The sequence below is a fragment of the Nocardioidaceae bacterium SCSIO 66511 genome (assembly GCA_023100825.1).
Taxonomy (GTDB): domain Bacteria; phylum Actinomycetota; class Actinomycetes; order Propionibacteriales; family Nocardioidaceae; genus Solicola.
In genome coordinates, this window is the sequence record CP095846.1 from 1,895,642 (window position 1) to 1,914,684 (window position 19,043).

Here is a 19,043-nt window from a genome sequence, read left to right on the forward strand (position 1 = left end):
TCGAGGGAGTGGGATGCGCGCGTACGTCATCGCCGATGCAGACGACGGTGATCCGGGCTTTGTCGGAGCGCGGCTCGTCGATCACGGCTTCGAGCTGAGCTACCTCGACCGTGACGACCTGCCCGATCGCGTTCTGCTCGACGATGTAGGTCTGCTGCTGTTGCTCGGCTCGGTCCGCAGCGCTTGCGCCGATGACCAACGCGACGTCGTCGAGGCCGAGTCGGGCCTGGTACGCGACGTACTGAGCGCCGGGACGCCCGTCATGGGCATTTGCTACGGCGGACAGCTGCTTGCCCGGGCGCTGGGCGGTTCGGTTCAACGCGCCGAGACGGCGGAGTTCGGTTGGCATCGGGTCGACTCGGTCGATCCGCGGTTGTGTCCGCCTGGGCCGTGGGCGCAGTTCCACGGCGACTCCTTCGTGCCCGCCCCCACCTCTCGCGTGCTCGGTACCTCGGCGGCCGGCTGCCAGGGCTACGCCGACAAGTCGATGAAGGGTCGTGCCATCGGCTGGCAGTTCCACCCCGAGGTCGGCGGAATCCGGTTCGCGGAGTGGGTCGACGAGGTGGAGGCGTTCTGTCTCGAACGCGGTGGTGACCCCGACGACCTGCGTCGGCAGGCCGCGTCGTACGCCGACAGCGGCCGCAAACGGGCGTACGACCTCATCGACTCGGCCATCGGCTGGCTGAGCGTACGTCCGCCGCACTGACGACGACGGGCGTACCCGCCATCGTGGTGCGGACCGTGCGTACGGAGATGTCCGGTCCGGCGCCGAGACCGTGCTCTCGAAGCCAGACCGGGATCGGAACTCTGCAGGCCTTCGCGGCGCATTCGGCGCGGGTCCAGCGTTCCCAGAAGTCGTGGTCGCCGAACCGTCGAGCAAGGGCGGTCGGTGGCGGGCCGGTGGCGAGCTCGGCGTCGATCACGATTGCGGTGCCCGACCGATCGGCGGGGGCATGCCAGCCGACGCACCGCCCGTCCGCAAGGTAAGACCGAGCGTGCGCGTTGACGTCGGCGCGCGTACAGATGCGCAGACCGTCGAGCAGGGTGCGTTCAGATGGAGGCGGCACCGTCGACCACGATCGTCTGCCCGTTGATGTTGGTGTGCTCGAGCAGCAGCTGTCGTACGACGGGTACGACGTCGTCCGGGGCGGTCAGCAGCCCGGAGGGCGTACGGCGCAGGATCTGGTCGAGCTGCGTCTGGCCGAGGACGGCCGACATCTCGGAGGCGAAGAAGCCCGGTGCCACTGCGTTGGCGAGAACCCGGCCGTTGAACTCCCGGGCGATCGAACGGGTAGCGGCGTCCATTCCGCCCTTCGTTGCGGAGTACGCAACGAGGCCGGGGTAGCCGCGTTGACCGCAGATCGAGGTGACGTTCACGACGCGTCCGCGACCGGACTTCGCGAGGAGCCGTCGCAGCACCTGTCGGGTGAGCAGCAGCGGTGCCGTCAGGTTCGTCTCGATGATCGCGGCGATCCGCTCGGGGGACGTGTGCACGTGCAGCGAGTCCTGTCCGATCGCTGCGTTGTTGACGAGACCGTCGATGGTGCCGAGTCGCTGCTCCACGTCGCGGGTGAACGATCGGACCGCCGATGCGTCGTTGATGTCGACGGAGCCGAAGTATGCGGTGTCCGGGTACTTCTCGGCGAGCGCCGTCAGCTCCGGAGTCACCGTACGCGCGAACGCCGCGACGCGGACGCCTTCGCCGAGCAGGCTTTCGACAATCGCGAGCCCGAGGCCGCGTGATGCTCCCGAGACGAGCACGGTCTGCGCCGGCGGGACTCGCGGGTCGATGTCGGCGGCAGTCTCAGACATCACTCTTCAACGTCTCCTTCTCGGGTATGCGGTCGAGCAGCCGGATGCGACGAGGAACTCCGTGCTCCGGCAGCTGGCTTCGACACCAGCGGACGAGGTCTTCGCTCAGGCCGCGCGGGTCGTTGTTCGTACCGGCGACGACGCGTGCGGTCACGACCTGGCCGACGACCGGGGCGCTTCGGCCGGACACCGACGCCCAGGACACGCCGGGGTGACGAAGCAGTACGTCGCGTACCGCACTCGCTGAGACCTTCATGCCGCCTACGTTGATCTCGTCGCGGTCGACTCGCCCGACGATGTGCACGCGCCCGTCCCTGATCACCACCCGGTCGCCGGTGCGTACCGGCCCGTCGATGCCGTTTGCCTGGTGGCGCGATCGGACGACCAGCTCACCGTCTGCGACCGAGAGGGCAGTTGTTCCGGGCGCTTCCCGGTCGAGCCAGTTGGCGGGGAACCCGGCCATGCGGTCGTGTACGACGATCGATGCGCCGACCTCGGACGACGCGTAGATCCACGAGATGCGGGCATGCGGGAAGACCGCCGCGAGCTGGTCGAGTACCGCTTGGTCGACCGGTTCGCCGCCGAGCGTCACCTGTTCGAGCGGGACGTCGGCCAGGCGGTCGCCGTTGCGCATCAGCGCTTGGCGCCAGAACGTCGGCGTACCTGACACTGCATCCACTCGGTGCTCGATCGCGGTGTCGACCCAGGTATCCAGCGCGGACGGGTCGACGATGACGAGGTCCTGCCCGGGTTGCATCAGCCCGAGCGTGATCAGCTGCCACCACGCGTACGTGCCGGGGGAGTAGGGGCACAGCCAGCGGCGGGGCGCTTGTGCGCGGCTCACGGTGGTCAGGCTGGCGAGGGTATGGCCGATCCGCTTCGGGCGTCCGGTGGAGCCCGACGTCAGCAGCCACAGCTGTCCCGGCGCCTGCGGGCGCGGGTTTGTCGCGCCGTCGGTCTGGTCGGCTCCGGTGAGGCGGAAGCCGGCGTCGAGCAGCTCATCGCGCAGCGATGCGTCGAGCCGTGCTGCGGCGACGATCAGCAGCTCGACACCCGTACGAGCATGCGCCCAGACGTACGGGAGGGCGTCCATGCTGGTCTCGACCGCGGCCAGAATCGGGCCCTCGTCGTCGGGTGCAGGAAGGTCGCACCAGCGTGTGGCGAGACCGTTACGCGCATCGATGAGGGTGTTGCTCCGACCATCACCGGTTGACGGGTCGGCCCGCTGCGCACTACTGATGCTGCAACTCATCGAGGACGTCGAGTACGTCGGCGACCGTGGTGATGCGGCGTAGCTCCGCGGCCTCGAAGTTCAGCTCGTCGTCGAGCTCGTCCTCGACGCGAAGCGCGAGCTCGGAGAAGTCCAGGGAACGGAACCCGATTTCGCGTAGATCCGCAGACTCGTTGTCTGGAAGGGATTTGCCTTGCACCGCAAGTACCTGCACCATCAAGTCGCGGACGTCATCTCGAGACAGCTGAGCCATGACTCGGACATTACCGACGGCAGTCGTGGCGGAGGTGATCGTCCGATACGGGTAGATGAACTGTTGGGGAACAGATTGGGGTGGCAAGTGCTTCGTGCCGCAGAACCGGACGACGTCGACAATATCCTCCGGTGGCGTAACCAGCCGGCCAATCGCGAGGTCAGCACGTATCGGCATCTGATCTCCGAGGCCGAGCACGCGGCATGGTGGGAACGCACCGCAGCGGATCCGACCAGGCGGGTGCTCATCTTCGAGGAGGAGGCGCGTCCCCGTGGTGTGGTGAACTTCTTCGACCTTGATTTCGCGGGTGCGGAGCGGTCCGGGTCCTGGGGCTTCTTCCTGGACAACGAGTCGGCCGTTGCGGAGGGGACGGCGATGATGCTGTGGGTGCGGATCATGGCCGATGCCGTCGACTATGCGTTCGATGAGCTCGGGCTCGACGTGCTCGAGGGAGAGGTACTGGAGCACAACGAGGTTGTCCGCTTGATGAACCGCAGGTTTCGTTTCACCGAGGGCGATCGCGAGGAGCGGCTGGTGGACGGCCGTACGATCGCGGTGATCCCCATTTCACTGCGTCGCAGTGATCGACGAGTGCGTAGGAGCCGTTGATGTCGTCGCAGCAGACTTTGAGGTTCGGTCCGGTCGAGGTCGGTCCCGACCGGCCGCCGTTCGTGATCGCGGAGATGTCCGGTAATCACAACGGCGATCTCGAGCGGGCGTTGGACATCGTCCGCGCTGCAGCGGAGTCGGGCGCCCATGCGGTGAAGTTGCAGACGTACACCGCGGACACGATCACGCTCGACGTCGACTCGCCGAGGTTTCGGCTGAGCCCGGACCATCCGCTGTGGCCGGACCGTCGCCTCCACGACCTGTACGACGAGGCGCATACGCCGTGGGAGTGGCACGAGCCGATCTTCGACCTCGCTCGCGAGCTCGGCATGGTCGCGTTCAGTACGCCGTTCGACCCGACGGCGATCAGTTTCCTGATGGATCTGGACGTGCCGGTGCTCAAGTCTGCGTCCAGCGAGGTCACCGACCTGCCGTTGATCCGGCGGATCGCGGAGACCGGTAAGCCGATGATCATCTCGACGGGCACGGCCACGCTCGCGGAGATCGATGCGGCCGTACGCGCGGCCACGGAGACGGGTAACGAACAGCTCGTCGTGCTCAGCTGTACCGCGTCGTACCCGGCTCCGCCCGAGGCATCCAACCTGCGTTCGATCCCGGTGCTGCGTGATGCCCTCGACTTGCAGGTGGGGTTGTCCGATCACACGATGGGGATCGGTGCCGCACTCGCGTCGGTTGCGCTCGGTGCGACCGTGATCGAGAAGCATCTGACCTTGTCGCGCGCTGACGGCGGCGTCGACTCGGCGTTCTCGTTGGAACCGGACGATCTGGCCCGACTGGTCGCCGAGTCGAAGGTCGCCTGGCAGGCACTCGGCGAGGCGCGGGTGGGCCCGCGGTCGGTTGAGTCCGAGGGGCTGCGGTTTCGCCGGTCGTTGTTCGTCACGCGTGACGTACGCGCGGGTGAGCCGGTGAGCGCGAGCAACGTACGCTCCGTGCGCCCCGCCGACGGGCTGTCGACCGATGAGTTCGACCGGATCGAGGGACGCGTGTTCCGGGTCGACGTCGAAAAGGGCACGCCGATGTCGCTCGACCTGCTCTGAGTGATCAGGTCGCTAGGAATGCGGTGCGAGGTGCGCGTAGAGGTGCTGCTCTCCGGGTGATCGTCCGTCTGGTGTGATCGGGGTGAGCCACCTGGCGTCGATCCGTGGTCTCGGCGGTGGTTTCGGCACTGTCGGTCTTGGTTCGGCGGCGTCGCCGGTTTCGGCCGTCGTGTGGCGGATCCTCGCGATGAGGTCGCGGACACGTTGTTTCGTGACCCGGGCGTGGTCATCGATGATCGCGCCGGTAGACCGGTGGAACGTGAAGCCACCGTGCCCGTCGGTTCGGATGATCAGCCGGTTTTGGTGGACGAGGTGGTGGCAGCCGCCGCAGATTCCGACCAAATTGTCGAGATCGGTTTTGCCAGCATCGCGGTTCCACCAGTTGACGTGGTGGAACTCCAGGAAGGTCGATCCGCAGCCGGGGTTGGCGCAGATGCCGTCTTGGCGGGCGGTGATCGCTTTACGTTGCGCTGTGGTGGCGAGGCGGGAGGTGCGCCCGACGTTGAGGATGTTGGCCTGCGGGACCGGACCGTCGGTGACGCCGTGGGTGAGGATGCCCGACATGTCGGCGCCGCAGGTGAGGTAGCCGAGGAGCTGGGGGCCGATGGGTCCGAACCCGACGAGCGTGGCCGGACGGGCGCCGGGGAGGCGGAGGAGGGTTTCGAGGTCGGCCAGGACGAGCAGGGAGACATCGGCACGACGGCGCGGCTTCGACGGCTCCTGCTCGGATTGTTCGTCTGCGGGCTGCTGGTTGTCGGCTGGTGGTGGGGTGTTTTGGTCGTCGAGCATTCGTCCGAGTCCGTCGACACGTCGGTCGGAGGGTGGACGGTCATCGCCGTCGTATTCGGGTGCGGACACGGTTTTGAGCCATTGGGAGAATTTGGCGCCGGTGACGGGGTCGAGCATCCCGGACACGTAGTACCCGTCACCGCATTTGGTGGCGGTGATGTCGCGTTTGTTCATGCCGCGCTGGTAGGCCTTATCGCGTTCTTCGCAGTTCACGATGTCGTTGAGTTCGTTGATCGCGACCCGCAGATCCCGGGGCTCACACTCGCGGGCGAGTGGCAGAAGGACGTCTTGCAGGTCGGTCATGATGTCGGCGCCGACCTTGGTGACGCCGACGGTGAACTCGTCGACATGCGCGGCACGGATCTGACCGGCATCCAGAGCGGCGGTGACTTTCGGCAACGTCTTGAGGGTCTGGCCGGCTTTGGTGTACCGGCGTGACTCGCCGAGCCCCATCCGCAACTGCTGGCGGGCCCACCCGGCGACCGTGGAGGCGCCTTCGGTCTTGTGGGCTTCGGTCTCCTTGAGCTGGGCGAACAGGGAGGCGCGTACCCCGTCGAGCAGATCCAACGCGGCTTGCAGGTCCCGCAACGACTGACACAGCTGCTCATCGGTGGCCAAGCCGATCTGGTCAGAGACGCTCGCAGCCTGACCCGCGAGGTCGCGGAGGCGGGTGTAGGTCTGCGGCTCGAACATGCCACCCAGTCTATCGCACAGAGGTTCGATGAACAAGAGAAGGAGGCATCGAATCGCCTTGTTTTAAAGGGAAATCGGCGAATCGGGAAGCGGTGAAGGTGGCAACTGAAGTGGCGGGGATGGTCGCGGGGAGGCGGCCACCGGCGCGTACCCGGCGTCGTCGCCGCCAAGAGGAGAACCCCAGCGAACGGGAACGAAGAAGGAAGCAACCGCAGCGAACGGAAAACGATGAAGGACGGAACCGCAGCGAACGGAAAACAATGAAGGGCAGCAACCAAAGAAGCGCGAAACCTAACCCACCCGCAGCCCGAACACCTCCCCACGCCCGGCCTCAAAGGCAACCTCCCGACCGCTGAGCAGCCGGTTCGCAGGTAGCCGGTGTACGCGGTCGCGGCCGATCGTGACCGTCACTGGGCCGTTCGCCGCAGGTGCGAGAACGTGCCAGCGGGCTGCGATCCGCCCCTCGAGCGGTGCGTTGTGCTCGGCGGCGACGGTCTCGGCGACGAGCGCTGCCACGTCGAGCTCGACGGTGAACGTACGTCCGTCGGTCACTGTGTGGACTCTGTGCTCGATGGCATCGGTGGGCGTGACGAAACAGCGGAGGTCGATGTGCGCGGGGCAGGTCTCGCGGGTCGCTGCGTTGCCGATGATCTCGAGGCGATCGTCAGCGTGCCAGTTGACCGAATCGACCTGTGGGTGCGCGTACGACTCGACGATCATCAGGTTGCCGTGGCCGGTCCGGGTGGCGGCGACTCGGCGGGAGCCGGCGGTGACCTCGGCGCCGTCGAAGTCTGGTCCGCAGGCAAGGACGAGCTCACGACCGTCGTGGATGAGCCGGGGCGTCCACGCCGTGCTTTCCTCGACGGGGTCGTCGTGGTTGCCGTGGTCGATCAGGCTCGCTGCCGCGAGGGTTGCCCGGAACTCGTGGGTCGCCTCGGCGTCGGCTCCGGGCGTGACGTCGACCAGCACCCCCTCCGTCATGCCGCCTGCGGTCAACAGCAGATGGGTGGGGGATTCCGGGCGCGGTCCGTTGAAGGTCCCGCGGAGTTCGATCACCCCGTCGTCGGCTGTCGCGGCGGTGACTTGATGCGGCGCCCTTCGTACCCATAGCCCGAACGGTCCGCGGGCACGGAACTGAGGTTGTACGAACAGGTCGTGACCCAGCTCGAACGGCACTGGCCAGCGGGCGCGTCCAGGTACGACGGCGTTCGCCGTTCCGGTTCGCTCGATGCCGTTGGTCGAGGCCGTCACTTCGACGGCCCAGAAGCCTGCCGGATCGTCGTCGCGGCGGACCAGGTCGCCTACGTCGACTTCCACTCGCACGCCGCACAGGTCCGGTCCGAGGTGTTGCCGTCGCCGGGTGAACCGGACGACCGGGCACTCGAGCGCTTTATCGGCCGGCGCATTCGAGATTCGTACGCTCACTGCGGAGTCGGCCGACATGGGCAGCGAACCGATTCCAACCGAGAGATCCAGCAGGAGGCGATCCTCGCGCCATGCGCAGTCGACGACTTGGACATCGAGACCGAGCTGGCCGGGATCGACGCGGTAGACGGCACCGGGTACGCGCGACCTGCGGTCACCGCGGAACGGCAGATCGACCGCGAGCCGACGGGTCGGTCGCGTCCGTATGATCCGCCCCGAGGTGCCGTGCTCCGCGCGGTACTGCATCAGCTCGCCGAGCCTGCGTACGTCGTGTAGCTCGAGGAGGCGATTCTGGATCCGCTCGAACGGTGTGCCGTCGGCGAGCACCTCGGGAGCCATCCGGCCACGTAGGCGATCGGCGAGGCCGAGCACCTCGGTCGCGCTGGAGTCGTCGTTCTCCCGAACCGCCGCGGCGAGCGCGGAGAGGTCGATCTTGCGTAGATGCGCTTGGACGAGCGGCGCGATCTGCGGTGCGTTGTCGCGCAGGAAGTCGAGTACGTCAACCGCGGACTCGACGCGGTCGCGTAGGTTGTCGACCTCCCACTTGCGCTGGGTGATCGACTGATCGCCGCCGTCTCGCTCGCGCCAGTAGTAGACGGGTTCGGACAGCACGTCGACCGATTCGGCAAGCACGTGCGCGCGGATCGTGACGGGGTAGTCCTCGTACAGGATCGGCGGGAACGTCAGATCGTGCTCGTCCCAGAAGGTGCGGCGGAAGACCTTGTTCCATGCCATCCGGTCGAGCGCGATCCGTTCGTACTCGAGCACGTGGGTCTTCAACCGCTGCTGCGCGAACGCATGCCTGTGCACATAGGAGTCTCGTACGCCGAGCGTGGTGAAGCGCCTAGCGTCGCCGGCGGCGAGATCGGAACCCGTCCGGTCGAGAGACTCGATCATGTGCTGGTACGCCCGGCGCGGGACCAGGTCGTCGCTGTCGACGAAGGTGACGAACTCGCCTGAGGCGGCACGCACACCGGTGTTGCGCGCGGGCCCGAGGCCCTGGTTGTCCTGAGCGACGATCCGGAACCGCGCATCTTCCGCGCACACCTTCTCCGCGATCTCACGAGACGAGTCCTGCGACCCGTCGTCCACCAGGATCGCCTCGAAATCGGTGAAGGTCTGCCGCTGAAGGGACTCGAGGCAGGCCTGTAGGTACTTCTCGACGTTCCAGTACGGAACGACGATGCTCAACCGAGCCACACTGTCCCCGTTTCGTCGTCTGCTGATCGTTCGGCCGATGTCTGCGCAGAGGTGAGCCACCCCTAGCCGATGAGACACGATGAGTTTCCTCTTCGTACACAATCGGCAGTTACGGTCCGGCAACATGTCCGCGAACATCACGGGAAGTCGGCGCACGGCCCGACGTCTGTACCGGCATACGACAACCAGGATCATGGTGCTCGAGAGCCATCGGATCATGTTCCTGCCGCTTCCGAAGTCCGGGTGTACGTCGCTGTTGTGGATGCTCGCCGGCCTGGCCGGGTTGGACGGCTCTCGGTTTCGCGGGTCTACAACGGCCGAGGTGTCGCACGCGATGACGATTCACGACACCTCCCGCTGGGACGACCGGCACCGGTGGGCAGAGCACGACGCCGATGAGCAGGAGCGGATCCAGGCCGATGAGTCCTGGCTGCGATTCACGGTCGTCCGCGACCCGGCGCCGCGACTGTGGTCTGCGTGGCAGTCCAAGCTGCTGCTGAAGGAGCCTCGGTTCGTCGAACGCTTCGGCGATGCCGACTGGTTTCCGCACGAGGTTGCGGGCCTCGACGCCGCAGTCGCCGCTTTTCGGGCGTTCGTACGTGCACTCGACGTACCCGCCGACGACGCTCCGCACGATGCGCACTGGGGCCCGCAGAGCGGCCTGATCGAGAGATTCCGGCTCAATTACGTCGGCCGCGCGGAGCTGCCCGATGCAACCGTCGAGCGCATCGACGCCCACCTTGGTGACGGCGAGCGCCTCGACCCCGGCGTACCGCGTGAGAATTCGGCGCCGGTGCCGTACCACCCGAGCGTGTACGACGAGGAGACCGCGGCAATCCTCAACCGCGTGTACGCGCGCGACTTCGAGACCTTCGGCTACCCGCCGCTCTCGCCGGTCGGGCATGGCGAGTCCGCGGCGTGGCGGGCCACGGCCGAGACGGCCGCCGGTTTCGCCGCCCAACTTGCCGAAAGGCATCTGCGGATCGGCACCCTGCTCGCGGAGCTGGAGCGGTCGCAGGCCGCCGAACAGCGCCTTGCCGTTCGGCTGCAGACTGAGGCGGACCGCGTACGAGCGATCGAGGAGTCGCGTTCCTGGCGGGTCACGCGTCCGCTGCGTGCCATTCGCCGCGGATGACGGCGTTCCAACGACGACTACCCGCCGCTTCGCTCCTCGCCGCAGTCGGCATTCCCTGCTTGCCCAGCTGGGTAAAGACGCGGCAACGCGGGAGCCGCAGCTACGGGGCCGGGTTACTTGCCGGCTTTCCCGTTTCGGTTGGCTTTGCGGTTCGATGGGTGGTGGTTCACCAAGTAGACATGGTGATACTCCGCTTTGCATGGCAGGCCCATCGTGCAAAGTGGGACGTTGCCGTGCCCATTGGTACGCCAGCGACTACCGGTACGGATGTGACGCTGAAACCGAACGTTACCCCGACCCCATATTAAAGTGCTAAGAAGCTGCCAAGCAACCGAACCGAAGTGTCAGCCCGGGCGTTGCCGCGTCTTTTCCCGCCGAAAGATGGGGGGCCGACAACGGACAGCGCCGGGCAGGCGGGTAGTCGCACGGTCGAAGTGACGGGTATTCGCACCGAAGGAAGCGCGAAGCGCGAACCTAGTCGTGGGGGAGTCCCAGCTGGTCCTCGATCCGGCGCAGCCGCTCCTCGTACGTCGTGACGGCCGAGAGCCGGACCCGGATCCGCTCGTGCTCGCGCTGGATCGCGTCGACGAGGGTACGTGCGGCCGCGAGGTCGTCGTCGTCAGCGGTAGGCGGTGTGTCGAGTCGTTGGCGGAGGTCTTCGACCTTGGCTTCGAGAGCGGCCAACTGTGGCGCGACGCGGTTCAGCTCGCGTACGTGGGTCTCTGCGTCCTTCGCGGCTCGGTCGGTTACGCCCTCCACCTTGGTCGCCCGCTCGGAGACCCGGTCGACATCGTGGTGAACGGCGTCGATGCGTTCGTGTACGCCTTGCAGCTTCAGCCGCCTACGAGCCTTCGTGGGGACTTCGCGAATCCTCATCGGACGAACCGTACCTCTCCGTTGTCGATCCAACGCCTAAGCGTTCTGCTCTCGGCCGTGATGTAGTGGGCGCCGCCGATCGGTGACGAGTCGCCGGCCTGATGTCGCCATTCCGTTTGCTGAGGTTGGTCGATCATCGAAAAGCCGGTGATCATCAGATCGGCTGCGGGGAAGCAGGTCCGGGCGATGGCGATCGCCATCATCCCGGTCGTCGGCACGACGAGTCGTTCGCGCCACGGCAACCCGAGCTCGTCGAGCAGCGGAAAGGTGAACGGACCGTTCGGGACCGCAAGGAACCCGAGATCGCGCGGCCACCAGGTCGGCCATTCCTTGACGTAGCGAGCGAGGGCAGCGTCGGCGTAGATCCGCGACGGCTCCGTCACGAGGTACGCACAGTCGCGATACCTCGCGAAGGAGTACGCGGTCGGTAGTAGTCCGCGGCTGAACACGACCGCATGCACAGAGCTTCCCTGTGTCGGCGGGGCACCCGGATCGTCCAGCATGAAGCTGTTGCAGCGGATCACCAGGTCGGCGGCGTCCACCTGCTTCGCGCGTTCGGCGTCGGGTTCGAGCGGTGCGTTTCCGACGACGGCAACCGAGCCGACGCGCCGGCTCGCGGCGTACGACGCGAGTAGATCGCGGACCAACTGCGCCCCTGCGCCGGCACGGTCGCTCCGTACGGAGGTCGAGGTCATCAGCCCACCCGTTCCCTTCGGTCCATCAGTTCCACGACGGCATCGGCGACCCGACGTCGGCCGAGCCCGTCGACCAGACGCATGCCGCGCGTGCGTAGTTGCTCGCGTTGCCGCGGATCGGTGATGAGCGTACGAAGGCGTTTGGTGGCGTCCTCGCTACGATCGACGAGCTCATCGGCAGTCGCAACCCCGACTGCGACTCCGGCCTCCTGAGTGAGGTCGTACGCCTGCCGTTGGTTGTCGGCGACGCACACCAGGCCGGTAGCGGCGCCGAGGCACAGCAGCTCCCAGGTCGACGTACCGGCGGCGCTGACGACGACGTCGGCTCTGGTCACGTGGTCCGCCAGCTGGTCGGTCGGTGGGATCGCTTCGATTCGTTGCCCCGTTCGCGTCTGAAGGTTCGCGATCTCGGCGCGTTGGTCGGAGGAAGCGGCCACGATCGTCGCCGCGAACGATACGTCGGTGGCGATCAGCGCACGGGCGATCATCGCGGCGACTCCGGCAGGATCGGTGCCGCCGAAGAACCCGAACACGTTCGCGGGCCCGGCGCTCGGCCAGCTCCGCGGCTCGTCGGGGCGGGCGTTCACGATCTCATCGCGCAGCATTACGTACGAGGCCCCTGCCAACCGACGCGAGTCTGTCGCGATAGCCGGGTTCGTACGCTCGGCGCCGAGGTTCTGGTCGACGTACAGATCGGCCGAACGACCGGCGATGTCGTAGTCGACGATGGCGACGACGGGATAGCCCGCCGACCGGATCACCGCGTACATCGTGTCTGGCAGCCGGTAGGAGTCGAGCACCACGATGCTCGCGTCGAGCTCGGCCAGTCGCGTCGTGGCATCCGTCGCGTCTTTGAACCCGGCAACGCTCTCGAACCCCCGTCGCCGCAGCTGCTCGGCGGCCAGCGGGACCGCTTCGACCCCCGCGGCGAAGACGATGCGCGCACCGCGCGACCGCAGCTCCTCGGCGAGCGCAACGCAGCGCATGAGGTGCCCGATGCCGATGTCCGGCCCGATATCGCAGCCGAAGACAACTGTTTGCTTTGTGTACGACAACCCGTTTCCTTCTCGAAAGTCCCTGCCGGATTCGGACCGTAACGTCTCGACACGAACACAAAACGAACACCGTGCGTACGAGCAGTCGTCGAAAGGTTTCTCGGTTTGTCCGTCCTCAGTGGGTCTCGAATCCTGGTGACCGGTGGTACAGGTTCCTTCGGCAAGGCGTTCATCCGATATGCGCTGGACCACCTCGACCCGCAGCGTCTCGTTGTCTTCTCCCGCGATGAGCTCAAGCAGTACGAAGCGCGTCAGTTGTTCGACGACGACCCCAGGCTGCGTTGGTTCATCGGCGACATCCGCGACGAGCGCCGGCTGCTGCGGGCGTTGCACAACATCGACTACGTCGTCCATGCGGCCGCGCTCAAGCAGGTCGACACGGCCGAGTACAACCCGTTCGAGTTCGTGCGTACGAACGTCTTCGGCTCGCAGAACCTGATCGAGGCCTGTATCGACACGGGCGTCAAGAAGGTCGTCGCGCTATCGACAGACAAGGCTTCGAGCCCGATCAACCTCTACGGCGCCACGAAGCTCACCGCCGACAAGCTGTTCGTCACCGGCAACCACTACGCCGCCGCGTACGACACGAGGTTCTCCGTCGTGCGATACGGCAACGTGATGGGCAGCCGCGGCTCGGTCATCCCGTTCTTCCGCAAGCTCGCAGCGGAGGGCAGATCACTGCCGATCACCGACCTGCACATGACCCGGTTCTTCATCACCTTGGATCAGGCCGTGCGGTTCGTGGTCGACTCCTTCGACCAGATGCAGGGCGGGGAGCTCTACGTACCGCGGATCCCGTCGATGCGCATCACCGATCTTGCGCAGGCGATCGCACCCGGTGCCGAGATGCACAACGCCGGTCTGCGGCCGGGAGAGAAGCTGCACGAGGAGATGATCTCCGCCGAGGAGGGGAGACGAGCCGTCGAGCTGGGCGACCGGTACGTACTGCAGCCCGACCTCGCCACCTGGGGATATTCGCCGCCGGAACACGGAAAGCCGGTCGCCGACGGGTTCCACTACACCTCCGACCGCAACGACGAGTGGTACGCGCCCGATGAGATCCGGTCGCTGATCGACCATGCCTGCTGAGCCGATGCTTCCGTACGGCCGGCAGTCGATCGACGAGGCCGATATCGAAGCGGTCACGTCGGTGCTGCGCGGCGACTGGCTGACGACGGGGCCGGCGGTCGCCGAGTTCGAGACGGCCGTTTCGAGGTTGGCGCGCGGACACCAGGCCGTGAGTGTCACGTCCGGCACGGCCGCGTTGCACACTGCGTACGCGGCACTCGGTGTCGGGCGCGGCGACGAGGTCGTCACGACCCCGATGACATTCGTCGCGACTGCCGCAACTGCCTCGCTGCTCGGAGCAGACGTCACCTTCGTCGATGTCGAGGAGGACACCGCCCTGATCGAACCGGCGGCCGTCGAGTCAGCCGTGAGCGAGCGTACGAAGGTCATCGCGGCCGTCGACTACGCGGGCCATCCCGCCGACTACGAACGCATCGGGGTCAGCGCGGGGCGCGTCGGTGCCCACACCCTTGCCGACGCTGCGCATTCCGTCGGCGGAACGTACCGCGGGCGCCCGGTCGGCTCGCTCGCATCGGTCACCACGATGTCGTTCTTCCCGACGAAGAACCTCACGACCGGCGAGGGCGGGGCCGTCGTCGCGAAGGATCCCGACGTGGCCCGCCGTGCCGCGGAATTCCACAACATCGGGTTGGTACGAGACCCTGCGCGGTTCGAGGCAGGTGAAACCGGGGCTTGGCACCAGGAGGTACACGAGCTCGGCCTGAACTACCGGCTCACCGATCTCGGCGCTGCCCTCGGTCTGAGCCAGCTCGCCCGGCTCGACGGGTTCGTCCAGCGCCGCCGCGACATCAAGAAGCGGTACGACGCGGCTCTCGGTGGGCTCGACGCGATCCGCGTACCCGTGCAGCGAGACGGGGTCGAACCGGCATGGCACTTGTACCCGATCCGCGTTCTCGACGGTCGTCGTCACGAGGCGTACACGCGACTTCGTGAACGCGGCATCGGCGTCCAGGTCAACTACCTGCCGGTGTACTGGCACCCCGTGTACGAACGCGCCGGGTACCGCCGAGGTATGTGCCCGAACGCGGAGCGCTTCTATGCCGAGCAGCTGTCGCTGCCGATGTTCCCGGCGCTGAGTGACGACGACGTCGATCGGGTCATCGACGCGGTGCTGGAGTGCATGCGCTGATGGCACGCGTTGGGGTGATCACCCAAGCCCGCATGACGAGTACGCGTCTTCCGGGCAAGGTCATGATCGAGGTCGCCGGGCAGACGCTGCTCGATCACCACCTCGACCGGCTCGCGTGGAGTGGCCTCCCGATCCTCGTCGCGACAACCACCAACGACGCCGACGATCCGATCGTCGAGCTGGCGCGCGGGCGCGGGCTCGGGGTGCACAGGGGGAGCGAGCAGGACGTACTCGCGAGGTTCCACGAGTGTGCCGAGGTGTACTCGCTCGACGTCGTTGTACGTGTGACGTCGGACTGTCCGCTGGTCGACGGTCACGTGGTCGCCGACGTGGTCGAACGATTCACCGCCAGGAACAGCGAGTGGCTCTACCTGTCGAACGGTCTGGAGCGTACGTTCCCGCGCGGGTTGGATGTCGAGGTCTTCTCGGCCGCGGCGCTCGCCGACGCACACCGTAACGCCACGGATCCGGCGCAACGCGAACACGTGACTCCCTACCTGTACAGGCAGAACCATCCGCGAATGAGCGTGGAGCACGTGTACGCACGACCCGACAGCTCACGATTCCGGATCACGCTCGACACTGCGGAGGACCTGGAGGTCATCCGCCGGCTGATCGAGGACCACGCAGCTCAGAGACTCGCGTACGCAGACTTGGTTGTGCTGCTCGAACAGCACCCCGAGATCACGAGCTTGAACACCCACGTCGAACAGAAGCGCCTCCCCGATCGGACCGGACACGCATGACCAAAGCACAGACCCTCGTACTCCACTCGGGCACGTTCAAGACAGGATCGACCGCGGTCCAGCGCTTCCTCGCCAACAACACCGATGCGCTGCACGCCGCCGACGTCGCCTTCGCCAAGGCCGGACGGCAGGGCGGCGGCGCCCAGCACACCAACCTGATCGCCGATCTGCGAGGTACCCCCGCGTTCGCGGCGAAGTTCGGAGGATGGGACGACCTGTTCGCCGAGATCCGCGAGAGCGGCATCGACCAGACCGTGATCTCGACCGAGTGGTTCTCCGACCTCTCCGACGCCGACCTGGTGAAGCTCGGCCGGTTGTGTGACCAGGCGGGTATCCGGCTGGTATGGGTGTTCTACGTACGCGAGCAGGCGAGCTTCCTGAACGCCTTGTACGTCGAGCGCCTGATCACGATGCGACCCGAGTACGCCGATCGGGTCGTACGCCCATTCGAGGAGTTCCGCGACTGGAGCCCTGTTTCGCTCGACTTCTTGTACTACTCACGGTTCGCCGACCGCATCCTCGACGCGATCCCGGGGGTCGACCTTCGGGTGCGACCGTTCACCCGCTCATTGTTGGCGGGCGGCAACGTCGTCGACGACTTCTTCGCGGCCCTCGGCGTCGAGGTCGAAGGCGACACCGGATTCCAGGCGAACGTCGGCGCGGGCTGGCGTACGGTCGAGGTCGCGAAGTGGCTCACACCGCTGCTACGGCACGCGATGCTCGCCCGCAAACGTGCCGACGACGTCACACCGGCGACGGGGCGACTCCGCCGAATCAGCCGGGTACGCGGCGATCTGCTGCATGCGTCCAAGCTGCAGGGATGGAACGAGGAGTCGGCGGTGTACTGCACACCAGAGTTCCGCGAGCAGGTCCAGCGTGACTACTCCGACGACAACCGCCGGCTGTCGAAGTACGCTCAAGTCGACTTCGCCGAAGCGTTTGCGAACGAGCGACCCAAGCCGGTCAACCTCGGCCTGCTCGAGGAGATCCCGACAGCGGAGCTGACCGAGGTGCTGTCGTACGTACTTCCGACGGTCATTTCTCCGAAAGGGCAGCCGCGTCGAGAGCGTTGAGCTGCTCTTCGACCTGCCGGAGTCGCTCCTCGTACCGAGCCGCGGCGCTGATTCGCGCGCGCACGCGTTGGTGCTCGCGCCGGACCTCGGCCAGCACGGCGAGCGCCTCGGTGTCGCCGTCGCCGACCTCGATCGGCCGCGCCGCCTGGCGTCGGTCCTCGAGTCGGACCTCGATCGCCGCCACCTGGGTACCGATCCGGACGACCTCGCGTTCGAGCACGCCGATCCGGTGATGCTGGCGGTCGAACCGCTCTGCGACATCGAGATCATCCAACCGTCGCTGCAAGGACTCGACCGACTCGCGGAGCGCGCCGAGCTCGTCGTGTCGCCGTCGACGCAGGCGTCGGCGCACCCGGCCGGCCAACCGGCGGGCGCGTACCCACGATGACGAGCGCGCGTCGTTCGTACCGGTCATCGGACCAACCGTGCTTGGCCGCCGACCAGCCAGGAGCGCATCAGCTCGGCCTCGCTGTCGATGCGGTGCTCTCGCCCAACAGGGCACTCGTCGCCCCATTGATGCCGCCAGCTGGTCTGCGTCGGATCGTCGAGGAACGAGAACCCGCTGAGCACGACATCGGCGTCGGGATACAGCGTGACGGCGAGATACGCCGCGGTCAGCCCCGTCGTCGGTGCGATCCGCTCGTCGCGCCAGGGCACGCCGAGCCGCTCACAGAGCGGCATCGCGACCGAACGGTTGGGGAGGGCCACGAGACCGAGATCGTCCGGCCACGAGGTCGGCCACTCCTCGGGGTTTCCGTACATCCGCATCGGCTCGGCCATCAGGAAGAGCCGGTCGCGGTAGTCCGCGTACAGGAACTCGGTGGCGCGGGTGATCCGGTTCCAGAGCACGACGTCGACGCGGCTGCCTTGGCACGGCTCCGAGTCCGGCCGGTCGAGGACGAAGCTGTTGACGCGGATGACCAGGTCGGCGGAGTCGATTTCCGTTGCTCGCTTGCGGCTTGGGCGCATCGGAGCGTTACCGACCACGGCGACCTTGCGCACCGGCGTCGAGCGCGCGTACGCCGAGGTGAGGTCGCGTAACAACCCATGATCGGCTTCGGTCGATGGCCTTGCGACGGTGACCGTCATGATGACGTACCTCCAGAGCTCGCGAGTCGTTTGCGTAGTCGCTGCACCTGCTGTCGCAGCTCATCGGATCGGCTGACGTTCGCCCGCAGTGCCTCGATCGCGATGCGGGCGAGATCGGCGTCGGTGGTCTCGTCGTCTTCCGGTATCGGGGCCGACGGGCGAAGGTCGTCCCAGCTGCCGATGAAGTCACATTCGAGTGCCTGCAGCTCCGCGATCATCCGCTCCGCACGCTCGGCGACCCATGAGGTCCATTGCGGCGGCAGTGTGATGCGGCCGAGCTGTAGATCGGGCTCGCGCAGGTCGTGCAGCAACCCGAAGGAGACCGATCGGCGGTACGCGCGAGGTGCGGGTACGCGGTCTCCGAGACCTGCGTTGAACCGTCGCAGCAGCTCGATCTGGGCCGCGCCGAGTGATGCGTTGTCTCGCGGTACGTCGAGGTCGAGCCCGTCGGCGCCGATCCCGACGACCTGCGCGAACCGCTCCCACAGCGCGGTGTGCGAACTGCCAGGTGGCGGAACCGCGATGACGTGCAGCCGGTCGGCGGGCAGGTGCTCGCGCCATCGGCGGAGAACGGTCGGCGCATCGTGCCGGTTCCAGACCGGCGCGTCGTCGGCGGACAGCCATAGTAGGTACTCGTCGAAGGTGCGCTTGTCCCGGAACCGCACGGCCTGCTGCCAGACCGATGGTAGGTGCCGTGCGAGGTCTCGTACGGTCACGATGACGTGGATCTCGGTCGGCGCTAGGTCGTTTACCGCGCGGGCGACCTGCTCGTGGGTCGCGGACGCGAGCAGCTCGTCGCTCACCAGCGTCGTACCCGCTGCGGCGTGCGCGTCCTCGACGAGCCGCTGCCACGTCAGCCGCTCGGCAGCCGGGTTGCCGTGGAAGCGAGCGGGGTCGCAGAGATCGGCGGCGGCGTATCTGTGCGCCGCCGTGCTCTCTGCGGCGAGCGGAAGGTGAACGCGCTGTGTGGCGAGCGCGTCGCGGTTATGCCAGAGCAGCTGCTGTACGTACGTCGTACCTGTCTTCGGCAGACCGATGTGCAGATAGCTGCGATCGGGCCGCTCGCCCCTCGTCTCCGTACCCATG

General features: G+C 66.8%; 20 protein-coding genes. 8 read left to right on the forward strand and 12 right to left on the reverse strand.

Annotated features, from left to right (window positions below; all coding sequences use genetic code 11):
* Positions 1–13: 13 nt before the first annotated feature.
* On the forward strand, positions 14–706 hold the full coding sequence (locus MU582_08890) for a gamma-glutamyl-gamma-aminobutyrate hydrolase family protein (GenBank protein UPK76735.1): 693 nt from the start codon (positions 14–16) through the stop codon (positions 704–706).
* Here the strand turns inward: MU582_08890 and MU582_08895 are convergent.
* Genes MU582_08895 through MU582_08910 form a run of 4 tightly spaced genes read right to left on the reverse strand, consistent with a single transcriptional unit; the run spans position 660 to position 3,296 of the window.
* On the reverse strand, positions 660–1,067 hold the full coding sequence (locus MU582_08895; protein UPK76736.1) for a hypothetical protein: 408 nt from the start codon (positions 1,065–1,067) through the stop codon (positions 660–662). The genes MU582_08890 and MU582_08895 overlap by 47 nt on opposite strands.
* On the reverse strand, positions 1,051–1,812 hold the full coding sequence (locus tag MU582_08900; GenBank protein UPK76737.1) for an SDR family NAD(P)-dependent oxidoreductase: 762 nt from the start codon (positions 1,810–1,812) through the stop codon (positions 1,051–1,053). Before MU582_08900 ends, MU582_08895 begins: the two co-directional genes overlap by 17 nt.
* Positions 1,805–3,064: an AMP-binding protein gene (locus MU582_08905; protein UPK76738.1), complete on the reverse strand. Its 1,260-nt coding sequence runs from the start codon at positions 3,062–3,064 to the stop codon at positions 1,805–1,807. Before MU582_08905 ends, MU582_08900 begins: the two co-directional genes overlap by 8 nt.
* A complete protein-coding gene (locus MU582_08910; protein ID UPK76739.1) occupies positions 3,045–3,296 on the reverse strand; it encodes an acyl carrier protein in 252 nt (83 codons plus the stop codon). The genes MU582_08905 and MU582_08910 overlap by 20 nt, the downstream gene beginning before the upstream one ends.
* Before the next feature lie 87 nt (positions 3,297–3,383).
* Between MU582_08910 and MU582_08915 the strand changes: the two genes are divergently transcribed.
* Entirely contained in the window at positions 3,384–3,905 is a 522-nt protein-coding gene (locus MU582_08915; protein UPK76740.1) for a GNAT family N-acetyltransferase, read from the forward strand.
* The gene (gene pseI, locus MU582_08920) at positions 3,905–4,963 is read left to right on the forward strand and encodes a pseudaminic acid synthase (GenBank protein UPK76741.1); all 1,059 of its coding nucleotides are present in this window, start codon (positions 3,905–3,907) and stop codon (positions 4,961–4,963) included. Before MU582_08915 ends, pseI begins: the two co-directional genes overlap by 1 nt.
* A 12-nt stretch (positions 4,964–4,975) precedes the next feature.
* Here pseI and MU582_08925 read toward each other — a convergent pair whose 3' ends face one another.
* Positions 4,976–6,445 carry an HNH endonuclease gene (locus MU582_08925; protein UPK76742.1) on the reverse strand — a complete coding sequence of 490 codons (1,470 nt, stop codon included), beginning with the start codon at positions 6,443–6,445 and terminating at the stop codon, positions 4,976–4,978.
* A 291-nt stretch (positions 6,446–6,736) separates the two neighbouring features.
* Positions 6,737–9,061 (reverse strand): glycosyltransferase, encoded by a 2,325-nt coding sequence (locus tag MU582_08930; GenBank protein ID UPK76743.1) that lies wholly within the window; start codon positions 9,059–9,061, stop codon positions 6,737–6,739.
* 133 nt (positions 9,062–9,194) lie between these two features.
* Between MU582_08930 and MU582_08935 the strand changes: the two genes are divergently transcribed.
* A complete protein-coding gene (locus MU582_08935; GenBank protein UPK76744.1) occupies positions 9,195–10,205 on the forward strand; it encodes a sulfotransferase family protein in 1,011 nt (336 codons plus the stop codon).
* Positions 10,206–10,679: 474 nt separating this feature from the next.
* Here the strand turns inward: MU582_08935 and MU582_08940 are convergent, their stop codons facing one another.
* From MU582_08940 to pseG, 3 genes are read right to left on the reverse strand one after another with little or no spacing between them, the layout of a single operon-like run.
* Positions 10,680–11,081 carry a hypothetical protein gene (locus tag MU582_08940; GenBank protein UPK76745.1) on the reverse strand — a complete coding sequence of 134 codons (402 nt, stop codon included), beginning with the start codon at positions 11,079–11,081 and terminating at the stop codon, positions 10,680–10,682.
* Complete coding sequence (locus tag MU582_08945; GenBank protein UPK76746.1) at positions 11,078–11,776, reverse strand: hypothetical protein; 699 nt, start codon at positions 11,774–11,776, stop codon at positions 11,078–11,080. The genes MU582_08940 and MU582_08945 overlap by 4 nt, the downstream gene beginning before the upstream one ends.
* Positions 11,776–12,831, reverse strand: coding sequence for a UDP-2,4-diacetamido-2,4,6-trideoxy-beta-L-altropyranose hydrolase (pseG, locus tag MU582_08950; GenBank protein ID UPK76747.1), 1,056 nt, complete (start codon positions 12,829–12,831; stop codon positions 11,776–11,778). Before pseG ends, MU582_08945 begins: the two co-directional genes overlap by 1 nt.
* Before the next feature lie 105 nt (positions 12,832–12,936).
* Between pseG and pseB the strand changes: the two genes are divergently transcribed.
* The 4 genes from pseB to MU582_08970 are packed head-to-tail and all read left to right on the forward strand — an operon-like array spanning position 12,937 to position 16,868.
* On the forward strand, positions 12,937–13,920 hold the full coding sequence (gene pseB, locus MU582_08955) for a UDP-N-acetylglucosamine 4,6-dehydratase (inverting) (protein UPK76748.1): 984 nt from the start codon (positions 12,937–12,939) through the stop codon (positions 13,918–13,920).
* Positions 13,910–15,049 carry a DegT/DnrJ/EryC1/StrS family aminotransferase gene (locus tag MU582_08960; GenBank protein ID UPK76749.1) on the forward strand — a complete coding sequence of 380 codons (1,140 nt, stop codon included), beginning with the start codon at positions 13,910–13,912 and terminating at the stop codon, positions 15,047–15,049. The genes pseB and MU582_08960 overlap by 11 nt, the downstream gene beginning before the upstream one ends.
* 32 nt (positions 15,050–15,081) lie before the next feature.
* Entirely contained in the window at positions 15,082–15,795 is a 714-nt protein-coding gene (locus MU582_08965) for a glycosyltransferase family protein (GenBank protein UPK76750.1), read from the forward strand.
* Positions 15,792–16,868, forward strand: coding sequence for a hypothetical protein (locus tag MU582_08970; protein ID UPK76751.1), 1,077 nt, complete (start codon positions 15,792–15,794; stop codon positions 16,866–16,868). The genes MU582_08965 and MU582_08970 overlap by 4 nt, the downstream gene beginning before the upstream one ends.
* On the opposite strand, the gene MU582_08975 is transcribed toward MU582_08970, so the two are convergent.
* The 3 genes from MU582_08975 to MU582_08985 are packed head-to-tail and all read right to left on the reverse strand — an operon-like array spanning position 16,831 to position 19,042.
* Complete coding sequence (locus MU582_08975; GenBank protein ID UPK76752.1) at positions 16,831–17,283, reverse strand: hypothetical protein; 453 nt, start codon at positions 17,281–17,283, stop codon at positions 16,831–16,833. The genes MU582_08970 and MU582_08975 overlap by 38 nt on opposite strands.
* Complete coding sequence (locus MU582_08980) at positions 17,280–17,957, reverse strand: hypothetical protein (GenBank protein ID UPK76753.1); 678 nt, start codon at positions 17,955–17,957, stop codon at positions 17,280–17,282. The genes MU582_08975 and MU582_08980 overlap by 4 nt, the downstream gene beginning before the upstream one ends.
* Entirely contained in the window at positions 17,954–19,042 is a 1,089-nt protein-coding gene (locus MU582_08985; protein ID UPK76754.1) for a sulfotransferase domain-containing protein, read from the reverse strand. Before MU582_08985 ends, MU582_08980 begins: the two co-directional genes overlap by 4 nt.
* Position 19,043: the final 1 nt, after the last annotated feature.